Source organism: Streptomyces sp. A5-4 (genome assembly GCF_051131715.1).
In the GTDB taxonomy this organism is placed as follows: domain Bacteria; phylum Actinomycetota; class Actinomycetes; order Streptomycetales; family Streptomycetaceae; genus Streptomyces.
Window position 1 is genome coordinate 2961236 of record NZ_CP178591.1, and the last position, 12278, is coordinate 2973513.

Annotated in this window: 9 protein-coding genes; 6 read left to right on the plus strand and 3 right to left on the minus strand. The window is 70.8% G+C overall.

From position 1 onward, the window contains the following. Position 1: 1 nt before the first annotated feature. Complete coding sequence (cofD, locus tag ACLLJJ_RS13615; RefSeq protein ID WP_434590447.1) at positions 2-958, plus strand: 2-phospho-L-lactate transferase; 957 nt, start codon at positions 2-4, stop codon at positions 956-958. Beyond that, a complete protein-coding gene (locus tag ACLLJJ_RS13620) occupies positions 955-2325 on the plus strand; it encodes a coenzyme F420-0:L-glutamate ligase (protein WP_434590449.1) in 1371 nt (456 codons plus the stop codon). Before cofD ends, ACLLJJ_RS13620 begins: the two co-directional genes overlap by 4 nt. A gap of 104 nt (positions 2326-2429) precedes the next feature. Here the strand turns inward: ACLLJJ_RS13620 and ACLLJJ_RS13625 are convergent, their stop codons facing one another. The 3 genes from ACLLJJ_RS13625 to ACLLJJ_RS13635 all read right to left on the minus strand — a co-directional run bounded on the left by ACLLJJ_RS13625 (position 2430) and on the right by ACLLJJ_RS13635 (position 5937). Then, on the minus strand, positions 2430-3398 hold the full coding sequence (locus ACLLJJ_RS13625; RefSeq protein WP_434590452.1) for a DNA-3-methyladenine glycosylase family protein: 969 nt from the start codon (positions 3396-3398) through the stop codon (positions 2430-2432). A gap of 65 nt (positions 3399-3463) precedes the next feature. Then, on the minus strand, positions 3464-4546 hold the full coding sequence (locus tag ACLLJJ_RS13630) for a sugar phosphate nucleotidyltransferase (RefSeq protein WP_434590455.1): 1083 nt from the start codon (positions 4544-4546) through the stop codon (positions 3464-3466). Between the two features lie 77 nt (positions 4547-4623). Continuing rightward, the gene (locus ACLLJJ_RS13635; RefSeq protein WP_434590458.1) at positions 4624-5937 is read right to left on the minus strand and encodes an N-acetylmuramoyl-L-alanine amidase; all 1314 of its coding nucleotides are present in this window, start codon (positions 5935-5937) and stop codon (positions 4624-4626) included. A 137-nt stretch (positions 5938-6074) separates the two neighbouring features. On the opposite strand from ACLLJJ_RS13635, the gene ACLLJJ_RS13640 reads away from it, so the two are divergent. From ACLLJJ_RS13640 to ACLLJJ_RS13655, 4 genes are all read left to right on the plus strand, one after another. After that, the gene (locus ACLLJJ_RS13640) at positions 6075-6857 is read left to right on the plus strand and encodes a TIGR03089 family protein (protein ID WP_434590460.1); all 783 of its coding nucleotides are present in this window, start codon (positions 6075-6077) and stop codon (positions 6855-6857) included. A 152-nt stretch (positions 6858-7009) separates the two neighbouring features. Then, positions 7010-8464: an LCP family protein gene (locus tag ACLLJJ_RS13645; protein WP_434590463.1), complete on the plus strand. Its 1455-nt coding sequence runs from the start codon at positions 7010-7012 to the stop codon at positions 8462-8464. Between the two features lie 224 nt (positions 8465-8688). Beyond that, entirely contained in the window at positions 8689-10455 is a 1767-nt protein-coding gene (locus ACLLJJ_RS13650) for an LCP family protein (RefSeq protein WP_434590465.1), read from the plus strand. A gap of 48 nt (positions 10456-10503) precedes the next feature. Next, positions 10504-12225, plus strand: coding sequence for an LCP family protein (locus tag ACLLJJ_RS13655; RefSeq protein WP_434590468.1), 1722 nt, complete (start codon positions 10504-10506; stop codon positions 12223-12225). Positions 12226-12278: the final 53 nt, after the last annotated feature.

Here is a 12278-nt window from a genome sequence, read left to right on the forward strand (position 1 = left end):
CATGCGCATTGTGGTTCTGGCAGGCGGTATCGGTGGCGCTCGCTTCCTCCGCGGCCTCAAATCGGCCGCGCCCGACGCGGACATCACGGTCATCGGCAACACCGGTGACGACATCCATCTGTTCGGCCTGAAGGTCTGCCCCGACCTCGACACCGTGATGTACACCCTCGGCGGTGGCATCAACGAGGAGCAGGGCTGGGGGCGTACGGACGAGAGCTTCCGGGTGAAGTCGGAGCTCGCGGCGTACGGCGTCGGACCGGAGTGGTTCGGACTCGGCGACCGCGACTTCGCGACGCACATCGTGCGTACGCAGATGCTCGGCGCGGGCTATCCGCTGAGCGCCGTCACCGAGGCACTGTGCGCCCGCTGGAAGCCGGGTGTGCGGTTGCTGCCGATGTCCGACGACCGCATCGAGACGCATGTCGCCGTCGATGTGGACGGCGAGCGCAAGGCCATCCACTTCCAGGAGTACTGGGTGAAGCTGCGGGCGTCCGTGGACGCCCAGGCGGTCGTGCCGGTCGGCGCGGAGCAGTCGAAGCCGGCCCCGGGGGTGCTGGATGCCATCGCCGAGGCCGACGTCATCGTCTTCCCGCCGTCCAACCCGGTGGTCAGCATCGGCACGATCCTGGCCGTGCCGGGCATTCGTGAGGCCATCGCCGAGGCGGGGGTGCCGGTCGTCGGCCTCTCCCCCATCGTCGGCGACGCCCCGGTGCGCGGCATGGCGGACAAGGTGCTGGCCGCGGTGGGCGTCGAGTCGACGGCCGCGGCGGTCGCCCAGCACTACGGGTCGGGGCTGCTCGACGGCTGGCTCGTCGACACGGTGGACGCGGGTGTGGTGGACGAGGTCGAGAGCGCGGGCATCAAGTGCCGGGCCGTGCCGCTGATGATGACCGACATCGAGACCACCGCGCAGATGGCCCGCGAGGCGCTGGCGCTGGCCGAGGAGGTACGGGCGTGAGTGACCCGTCCGCACCGCCGGCGCCGTCGCCCTCACCGCCGTCCCTCCGGGTCTGGGCGGTGCCCGGACTGCCGGAAGTGCGGGCGGGTGACGACCTCGCCAAGTTGATCGTGGCCGCCGGGCCCGGACTCGTCGACGGTGACGTCGTGCTGGTCACCTCGAAGATCGTGAGCAAGGCCGAGGGGCGTGTCGTGGAGGCGGCCGACCGCGAGGCGGCGATCGACGCGGAGACGGTACGCGTGGTCGCGCGGCGCGGGACGCTTCGTATCGTCGAGAACCGGCAGGGCCTCGTCATGGCGGCGGCCGGCGTCGACGCCTCCAACACGCCCGCCGGGACCGTACTGCTGCTGCCCGTCGATCCGGACGCATCGGCACGGCTGATCCGGGACGGGCTGCGGGACGCGCTGGGTGTCAACGTCGGGGTCCTGGTCACGGACACCTTCGGGCGGCCCTGGCGCAACGGTCTGACGGACGTCGCGATCGGGGCGGCGGGGGTGCGTGTCCTCGACGATCTGCGGGGCGGCACCGACGCGCACGGCAATCCGCTCAGCGCGACGGTCGTCGCCACCGCGGACGAGCTGGCCGCGGCGGGCGACCTGGTGAAGGGCAAGGCGGAGGGGCTGCCGATCGCGGTGGTCCGGGGCATGTCCCAGGTAGTGGCCGGGCCCGGTGGTAGCGGTGCTTCCGGCCCCGCTGCCGGTTCCGGCTGGGAGGGCGCGCGGGCGATGGTGCGCGGCGCCGCCGACGACATGTTCCGGCTCGGTACGTCGGAGGCGGTACGCGAGGCCGTGACGCTGCGGCGTACGGTGCGCGAATTCACGGACGAGCCGGTGGATCCGGCGGCGGTACGGCGCGCGGTGGCCGCGGCCGTCACGGCGCCCGCGCCGCACCACACGACGCCGTGGCGCTTCGTGCTCCTGGAGTCGCAGGCCTCGCGGGTCGGGCTGCTCGACGCGATGCGGGACGCGTGGATCGCGGACCTGCGGGACGACGAGAAGTCGGCGGAGTCCATCGCGAAGCGGGTGCGGCGCGGCGACTTCCTGCGCCGGGCGCCGTACCTGGTGGTTCCGTGCCTGGTGATGGACGGCTCGCATGTGTACGGCGACGTGCGCCGGGACACGGCGGAGCGCGAGATGTTCGTGGTCGCGGCGGGCGCCGGGGTGCAGAACTTCCTGGTCGCGCTGGCGGGTGAGCGGCTGGGCTCCGCATGGGTTTCCTCGACGATGTTCTGCCGAGACGTGGTGCGCGACGTGCTGGGGCTGCCGGCCGGCTGGGATCCCATGGGGGCGGTCGCGGTGGGCCACGCGGGGGCTCCGCCGGTCGCTCGGGCCGCGCGGGACGCGGGAGCGTTCATCGAGGTGCGGTGAGGATGCGGCGCGGGGGTTGATCCCCCCGCCCCGCCCCGCCCCTTCCCGGAACCGGCGCAGGCGCCCGCCCACTCGCCGACGGCCGGGCGACGGCTGCGCCCGCGTCACAGCCGGGCGATGTCGTTCCGGTACATCCGGGGTGCGCGGCGGGGTGGGGTGTGGCCCGACAGCATGATCAGGCGGGCGGCCCGGTGGCGCTGGCCCTCGTACGGGGCCAGGAGTTTCAGCATCGCCTCGTCGTCCGTGGTCCGGTCGCCCGCCAGCGCGTGGCCGACGATGCCGGGCAGGTGGAGGTCGCCGACCGTGACCGCGTCGGGGTCGCCATTGCTGCGTTGCAGCGTCTCCGCCGCCGTCCAGGGGCCGATGCCCGGGATCAGTTGGAGGCGGGCGGACGCCGACGCGAGAGGCATCGCCGCGGCCTCCTCCAGCCGCGCGGCCACCCGTACCGCCCGCAGGATCGTCGACGAGCGCTTGTTGTCCACGCCCGCGCGATGCCAGTCCCAGGAGGGGATCAGCGCCCAGGTGCGGGGGTCGGGCATGACGTGGAGCGGGACGGGGGCCGGGCCGGGTGCCGGTTCGCCGTGGGTCTGCACGAGCCGGCGCCAGGCGCGGTACGCCTCGTCGGTGGTGACCTTCTGTTCCAGGATCGACGGGATCAGGGATTCGAGGACCAGGCCGGTGCGCCCCAGCCGCAGACCGGGCCGGCGCCGCAGGCTCTCCGCGACCAGCCGGTGGTGCGCGGTGAAGAGTGACGGGTCGTCCAAGGAGCCGAGGAGCGGCGGCAGTTGGGCCAGGAGCCAGTCCGCTCCCGGGCCCCACGCCGTCGCGTCGATCACGCCGCCGGGGGCCGCCACCCGCAGGGTGCCGGGGCCCGCCGGGGTGCGGCTGGCCCGCCAGTGGGCGCCGTCCGGCGTCCGGCGGAACGTCGGGTCCCAGGGGCCCCGGCGCAGCGGGCCCAGCACGAGGGCGAGGTCGACGTCGGGCAGGGGCGCGCCGGAGCCGCCGACCCGTGTCGCGGTTTCCGTACGGGGCGGCGGCACAGCGGTGCGTCGAGGGGGGAATCGGCCGGCCACGGTCCCGAGCGTAACCGCCGTCCCGGTGGTCCCGCAGGACTCCTCCGGGGTCTCCCCCGGGTCTCCTACTGGTCCGAGGAGAAGCGGATCGCCGCGTCCGGGATCGACGCGCCGCACCACACCCGTACGCCGTCCCGGAGTTCGTTGTCGGCGCCCACCGTCGCGCCGTCGCCGACGACAGCGCCGGACAGCACCGTGCGGTCGCCGACGCGTGCGCCCGCGCCGATCAGTGAGTCGGAAATCACCGCACCCGCCCCGATGACCGCGCCGGTCAGCACCGCGCTGCCGTCGATGCGCGCCCCTTCGCCGACGATCACCCCGTCGCCCACCACCGTGCCGCCGGTCAGTTTGGCGTCGGTGGCGACGGAGGCGGTGGGCAGGACCAGCCGGTCGCCGCAGCGGCCGGGGACCGCCGGGGACGGGGCCCTGCCCATGACGAGGTCGGCCGAGCCCCGGACGAAGGCCTGCGGTGTGCCGAGGTCCAGCCAGTAGGTGGAGTCGACCATGCCCTGGAGGTGGGCTCCGGAGGAGAGCAGGCCGGGGAAGGTCTCCCGTTCGACCGAGACGGGCCGGCCGGCCGGGATGGTGTCGATGACCGAGCGGCGGAAGACGTAGGCGCCCGCGTTGATCTGGTCGGTGACGATTTCCTCGGGGGTCTGCGGCTTTTCGAGGAAGGCCGTCACGCGGCCCGTGGAGTCCGTCGGGACGAGGCCGAACGCCCGCGGGTCCTCGACCCGGGTGAGGTGCAGCGAGACGTCCGCGCCCGAGGACTGGTGGGTGGAGACGAGGGCCTCGATGTCGAGGCCGGTGAGGATGTCCCCGTTGAAGATGAGGACCGGTTCGTCGGGCCCCGACCGGAGCCTGGAGGTGACATTGCGGATGGCCCCGCCGGTGCCGAGCGGCTCGTTCTCCGTGACGTACTCCAGGTGCAGACCCAGCTCGGATCCGTCTCCGAAGTACGGCTCGAAGACCTCCGCGAGGTACGACGTCGCCAGCACGATGTGTTCGACTCCGGCCGCCCGTGCGCGGGCCAGCTGGTGAGTGAGGAAGGGGACGCCTGCCGCCGGGACCATCGGCTTGGGGGTGTGCACCGTCAGCGGACGCAGCCGGGTGCCCTTGCCCCCGACCAGGAGGATCGCTTCAGTCACCTTGTCGTCTCTGCTTCCTGCTGGGGCCGGCCGGGTACGGGCAGGCCAGTGTATGCAGACTGGGAGAACGCCCCCGGTCAGCGGCCCTGGAGGCGGGCCGAGGTGCTCCGGGCCGAGCCGAGCTTGTTGTAGAGGCGGATCCCCGGGCACTCGGTGGCGAATCCGTCCCGGTGTCCTGAGATGACGTGGAGACTGACCTTCCTGCCCTTCTTGTACAGATTGCCGCCGCCGGACTTCAGGGTCGTCTTGGCGCGGGGGTTGGCTCCGTGCAGGCCGAGCTTCCAGGCGGTGAGGCGGGCGACCGCGCTCACCGCGGCGGCGGGCGGGTTCGACGAGGCGTAGGACCCGAGGACGGCGATGCCCGTGCTGTTGGTGTTGAAACCGAGAGTGTGCGCCGCGAGAACGGGCTTGGCCACACCGCCTGCCCGGCCTTCGTAGATGTTTCCGCACTTGTCGACGGCGAAGTTGTAGCCGAAGTCGCGCCACCCACTGCTCTTGACGTGGTAGCGGTAAATACTGCGAAGGACTGAGCTCGCCTGCTTGCAGGTGTAGTTGTTGCCGGTCGCGCTGTGGTGCACGAAGGCGGCCTTCACCGTCTTGGTGTAGCCGAGCTTGCGCTCCCGCATCTTCTCGTCGGCGCCCCATCCCTTGCGCGTGATGATGCGCGGGCGCGGGCCGATGTACGGCCTGGCGGCCACGAGTCCCGCGTCGGCCTCCGTCTCGGCCCTGGTCAGGGCCGGGAGTTCGGTGGCCATCGAGGACAGCTCGGCGTCGGCGGCGGAGCCCGCGGGCGGCGGTGCGCCGGGGTCGACGAGTTCCAGCCGCAGGCCGGCCGGCAGGGGGGCGCGGGCGACGCGCTCGGACTGTCCGGCGCTCCTGTGCTGCGCCGGGCTCTCGGACGGTTCCGTGCTCGCGGGCTGCACGCGTACTTCGACGCCGTCGGAGGCGCCGACCCACAGGGGTGCGGTCGAGCCGCGGACCTTCCCCGAGTCGCGCTCCGCCGTACCGGGGTCGGCGGCGTGTTCGCTGTTGTGTGTCTCGACCTGCTGCCAGGCGGACCAGGTGCCCTTACCGGCGGCCCGGGTACGGACCTGGACCGTGCCGTCCAGCTCGGTGCCGGCGTCGTCCCAGACGACACCGACCAGGGAGAACGGTTGTACGTCGCGTTCAGCCACGCCCTGTGGGGTGGCGGCGGGGCTCGCGGACCGCTCGCCGCGGGGGACGAGTGGCGCGAGTGGCAGGGACTGGGTGGAGCCCGCCAGCACCTCGTTGGCAGGTGCGGGCGCTGAGACTGCCGTGGCGGGTGGTGCGGGAGAGGCCACGGCGAGGGACGGGAGGACCAGAGCGGCGGTGCACGCGACGCCGATCGCGGAAGCAAGGTAGGCACGCATACAACAGATCTTGGACATAGTCGTACAAGTCTGTCCATTGGGGATCTGATGGTGCGTCGGCCGAATTGGCTAACCCGAGCGCGCGGACGCCCGGGGACAACGGCGCCCGCGCCCGGGCGCCACGTACCCTTGCGCGGGTGAACGCCATCGATCGCACCCCCGCCGACCTGCTGCGATCCGCGCTCGCCGCGGACCCGGCCCGCCCTCTTGTCACCTTCTACGACGACGCCACCGGTGAGCGGGTGGAATTGTCCGTCGCCACCTTCGCCAATTGGGTGGCCAAGACCGCCAATCTGCTCCAGGGCGACCTCGGCGCGGCGCCCGGCGACCGGCTCGCGCTGCTGCTGCCCGCGCACTGGCAGACCGCGGCCTGGCTGCTCGCCTGCTCCTCGGTGGGCGTGGTCGTGGAGGTCGGCGGCGACCCGGCCGACGCCGACCTGGTCGTCACGGGACCCGACACGGTCGAGGAGGCGCGCGCCTGTGGCGGGGAGCGCGTCGCGCTCGCCCTGCGCCCCCTGGGTGGCCGCTTCCCGCAGCCCCCCGCCGGGTTCGCGGACTACGCCGTGGAAGTGCCGGGACAGGGCGACCGCTTCGCCCCGTTCGAACGGGTCGACCCGGACGGCCCCGCCCTCGTCGTCGTGGACGCGGACGGGCGTACGGAACTGACGGGTGCGCAGCTGGTCGAGCGAGCCCGCGCGGACGCCGGGGCGATGGGGCTCGACGCCGCGGCGGGGTCGCGGCTGCTGTCGGGGCTGGCGTACGACTCCTGGCAGGGACTGTCCAGCGGCCTGTACGCGCCACTCGCCGCCGGGGGCTCCGTGGTGCTGTGCCGGAACCTCGACCGGCTCTCCGACGAGGACATCGCCAAGCGCGTCGACAGCGAGCGGGTCACCAACACCGCAGTACGACAAGCCCCCTGAGGGCCACCCGTCCGGCCCACCCACTGCCGAGCCCCCGGGCCTCCGCATCAACTCCGGTACATGATCCACGGTACGCATCGCACAACCAAGCGCGAGGTTCGGCCGTCTACCCCTGCGACCGGCGGCCGAGCGCGCCGCCGACTCCGCGAAGGATGGACGCAGACGTGACCGACAGTGCTGGCACGCCCTCCGGACCGGACACCCCGGCCGAGGACGAGGCGAAGAGCGAAGCCTCCGAGGGCAGGAACGAAGAGACCGGCACGAGCACGGGCACAAGCACGGACGCGGGTGCGGACACCACTAAGGCTCCTGACACCACCGAAGCCCCTGACACCGGGGCCGCCGCGGACACCACCGCGGCCGGCGAAGCCGCCGACGACACGGCCACCGACAAGCCCGCCGCCGCCGGCAAGGCGGCGGGAACCGACGCGGACCCGGCCGCCAACCACCGGCGCCACTGGCTGCGTTGGACCGCCGTCGGCGCCTCCTTCGTCCTGCTCGTCGCGGCCGGCGCGGGCTGGTGGCTCTACAAGAAACTCGACGGCAACATCACCACCGACACGACCGCCGCCGCGGAGCTGGAGATGTACGAGAGGGAGCGCCCCACGCCCATCGCGCTGAACGCCCAGAACATCCTCCTCATCGGCTCCGACACCCGCTCCGGCAAGGGCAACAGCAAGTACGGCCAGGACGAGGGCAGCCAGCGCTCCGACACCACGATCCTGCTGCATCTCGCGGCGGACCGGCAGAGCGCCACGGCCGTCTCGCTCCCCCGCGACCTGATGGTGGAGATCCCCAGCTGCCGGCGGCCCGACGGCTCCCGCTCGGAGGAGCAATTCGCCCAGTTCAACTGGGCTTTCGAGTTCGGCGGGACGGCCTGCACGATCCGTACGGTCGAGCGGCTCACCGGCGTCCGGCTCAACCATCACATGGTGGTCGACTTCGACGGCTTCAAGGGGATGGTCGACGCGGTGGACGGCGTCGAGATCTGCCTCAGTAAGCCGATCAACGACAAGGACGCCCATCTCAAGCTCGGCAAGGGCCTCCAGGCGCTCAACGGCGAGGAGGCGCTGGGGTACGTACGGGCGCGCAAGTCCATCGGCAACGGCAGTGACACCGAACGCATGGACCGCCAGCAGCAGTTCCTGGGCGCGCTGGTCAACAAGGTGCAGAGCAACGGCGTACTGCTCAACCCGACCAGGCTCTACCCGGTGCTGGACGCGGCGACGAAGTCCCTGACCACCGACCCGGGCCTCGACTCGCTCAAGGACCTGTACAACCTGGTGCGCGGGATGCGGAACATCCCGACCGAAAAGGTGCAGTTCATGACAGTGCCCCGGCAGCCGTACAGCAACAACCAGAACCGCGACGAGCTCGTGGAGCCGGACGCCGGGCGCCTGTTCAAGCAGTTGCGCGAGGACGCGCCCGTCTCGGTCGTGCCCGCGGGTACCGAAGAATCGGGAACGGATACCTCGGATACCTCCTCCGAAAGCGAAGAGGAGTCCGATTCCTCGTCCGACGAGAAGCCTGACGACGCCGGTGCGCAGAGCCCCACCCCCACACCGACTTTCACCGGGACCAATGCGGCCACCGAGAAGTGCGAGTAAAGCCATGCCCAAGGCAGACCCGGCAAGCGATGCCTATCGGACGTATTGCCCAGTTGTAAGAGGAGTGGAATTTGTCACGGACGTCGCCCGGCGCTGAACTGGGCAGATAGTGTGACGCGATCCAGTGCTTCATGCCCGCAGGTCGTGGTCGCACTGCTGGATCGAAAGACCGAGCGCCTGAGGGGAGGCGCCTCGCGTGGCTCCGACGGAGGACTCAAGCAACCGTGGATGCGCAAAACCGTGGGCGGGCCGAAGAAATCGACCCCGCAGACCAGTGGGTACTCAACCCGACCACAGGTCATTACGAATTGCGACTGAACCAATCCGCTGGGCAATCGCCCAGGTCCTCCGACAGTGGTTCCGCCAGTGTCACGGGCAGACGAGCTGCCCGTGACGGCTCCGGTGGGACCGCGTCCGGAAAGACTTCCCGGAACGGAACTCCCGCCTCGCGACGCGAGGTTCCCGGCCAGCGCACCCGCCGGGCCGGCGGCAAGGCGGGCGGTTCGCGCGACGACAAGGCCGGCCCGCAGGCCGGGCGCCGCAAGCGCAAGCCGCAGCAGACGCGCAAGAAGAAGGCGCTGCTGTGGACCGGCGGCGTCACGGCGTTCGTTCTCATCGGCAGCTCGCTCGGCGCGTACCTCGTCTACCAGCACTTCAACGGGAACCTCAACACGATAGACGTCCCCGGTGCGGGCAGTGGTGGCTTCAAGAAGGACGAGGCCGTCAACGTCCTGGTGATCGGAACGGACAAGCGCACGGGCGCGGGCAACGAGGGTTACGGAGACAAGGAGAGCCTCGGCCACGCCGACACCACGATCCTCTTCCATGTCTCCAAGGACCGTACGAACGCGACCGCGCTGTCGATCCCGCGCGACCTGAAGACCGACATCCCGGACTGCCCCACGAAAATCGACGGCACCGAGAAAGTCGTTCCCGGCGAGCGCGACGTCCGCTTCAACACCAGCCTCGGGCAGGCCGACCGCGACCCGGGCTGCACCATGCGCACCGTCAAGGAGCTCACGGGCATGACCGTCGACCACTTCATGATGGTCGACTTCAACGCGGTCAAGACGCTCACCAGCGCCGTCGGCGGTGTCGAGGTCTGTGTCGCCAAGGATGTCGACGACCCGGACTCGCACCTCAAGCTGGCGGCCGGCAAGCACACGATCGAGGGCGAGCAGGCACTCGCGTTCGTCCGCACCCGGCACAGCTTCGGCAACGAGAGCGACCTCGACCGGATCCAGACGCAGCAGCAGTTCCTGGGCTCGATGATCCGCAAGATGAAGTCCAGCGAGACGCTCACCAGCCCCAGCAAGGTGTTCGACCTGGCGGAGGCCGCCACCAAGGCGCTGACGGTCGACAGCGGAATCGGTGACATCGACAAGCTCCGCGCCCTCGGCATGGAGCTCGGCAAGGTCAACCCGAAGAACATCACCTTCACCACTCTTCCGGTGATCGACAATCCGGCGGAAACGGTCAAGGCGACGGTCGTCGTCGACGAGGCCAAGGCGGACCCGCTCTTCGCGATGATGGCGTCCGACACCTCACTGACCGAGGTGAAGGCGAAGGAGAAGGCGGCCAAGAGCAAGCAACAGGCGCTGCTCAAGGGCCCCAGGTCGGCAGCCGAAGACGTACGCGTCAGTGTCTACAACGGCGGCGGCCCCCCGGGCTCCGCCTCATCGACGCTGCTCTGGCTGCAGAACGAGATGCTCGTGACGAAGTCCAGCAACGAGAGCAACGCCCCCACCCAGCCGAAGACGACCCTGAAGTACGCCCCGAACCAGGCCGATCAGGCCCGCAGGCTCGCGGACATGATGGGGCTGCCCGGCGCGGCGATGAAGCCCGGCACGAAGGACGCCAAGGGACTGGAGCCGATGACCCTGGTCCTCGGCGCCGACTTCAAGGAAGCGGGCACCCGGATCGCTCCGCCGGCAAAGGCGCCGGCGGGAATCCAGAAGGTCGGGGCCGACAAGTCGGTGTGCGCCAAGTGACCTCGGGTCACCCGGCAGTACGAAACATCTGAACAAGCGGGGGATCCGGTGGGGCAGAGCAGCGTGCGGGGTGACAGACCGCGACAACGCGATCGACGCGCTCGCGAACTGGGCTGGGACGACAGCCTGTACGAGGGTGGGAGCGGCCCGGGGGTCGCGGCGGGAGGCAGTGGCGACGGCGGTGGCGACTCCGGCGACGACCGGGGCGGGGAGGGCCGGAGAAACGGCCCGCCCGCGCGCAGGGGCGGCGGAAGGCGCGGGGGGAAGGAGCGCGGGAAGGGCCGAATACTGCGCCTGACCGCGATGGTCCTCTCGGTACTCATACTTGCCCTGGCCGGTGCCGGCTACCTCTACTACAACCACCTCAACAGCATCCTGAAGAAGGACGAACTCAGCCTCGGCGACAAGGCCATGGCCGACCACAAGGCCAACGCCGCCGGGCAGACCCCGATGAACATCCTGCTCATCGGCTCGGACGCCCGTAACTCCGACGAGAACAAGCGGCTCGGCGGCGCCCGGGACACCTTCGACAGCCCGCCGCTCGCGGACGTACAGATGCTGGTGCACGTCTCCGCGGACCGCAGCAACATCTCGGTCGTCAGCATGCCGCGCGACACCATGCTCAAGATGCCCAAGTGCACCGACCCGGACACCGCCAAGGTCTACCCGGCGAGCACCGGGCTGATGATGACCAATGAGAGCCTCGGCCGCGGCGGCCCCGGCTGTACCGTCGCCGCCTGGTACAACCTGACCGGCATCACCATCGACCACTTCATGATGATCGACTTCGGTGGTGTGGTGTCCATGGCGGACGCCATCGGCGGCGTCCCGGTCTGTGTCTCCGACAACGTCCGCTCCCGCGACAGCCTGGGCCACGGCTCGGGGCTGGAGTTGAAGAAGGGCACCACCAAGGTGAAGGGCGAACAGGCCCTCCAGTGGCTGCGTACCCGCTACGGCTTCGAGGACGGCAGCGACCTCGCCCGTACCCACGCCCAGCACATGTACATGAACTCGATGGTGCGCGAGCTGAAGACGAACACCAAGCTCAGCGATCCGATCAAGCTGCGCAAGCTCGCCGAGTCCGCCGCCCGCGCCCTCACCGTCGACGACGGCCTGGGCACGGTCAAGAAGCTGTACGACCTGGGCGAGGACCTCAAGCAGGTCCCGACCTCGCGCATCACCATGACCACGATGCCGTGGCAGCAGTCCACGGTGAAGGCCGGCAAGGTCGAGCCGAAGAAGGACGAGGCCGAGCAGCTGTTCCGGATGGTCCGTGAGGACACCCCGCTGGACGGCAAGGCCTCCAAGAAGCAGAAGCCGAAGGCGAAGGCCGTTTCGTCCAAGGACGAGGCCGCGCCCGCCGCGGAGATCGCCGTCATGGTGCAGAACGGCACCGGCAGCGCGACCGAGGCCCCGGTCCGGGGGCGCGCCGCCGCCGTCACGCAGACCCTCGCGGCCAAGGGCTTCACGCTGGCCAAGGCGGACACCAGGCTCAGCCCGCAGGAGCGGACGACCGTCCTCTTCCCCAGCGTCGACCTGGAAGGCGACGCCCAGGCCGCCGCCAAGGCCATCGGGGTACCGCTGACGTCAGTGCGCAAGTCCACCGACGTCTCCGGTGTCACGCTGGTGGTCGGGGCGGACTGGCGCACGGGCAGTGTGTTCCCAAAGGCGGCGGCGAAGGCCGACGACAAGACGCCGGAGTCGGCGCGGGCGCTCAACGGCGAGGACAAGAACGCCTGCATGCAGGTCGACAAGAACTTCAGCTGGTAGCCGGCGCCACGCGAAGAAGGGCCCCGGTCACGTCGCTCACGACGTGACCGGGG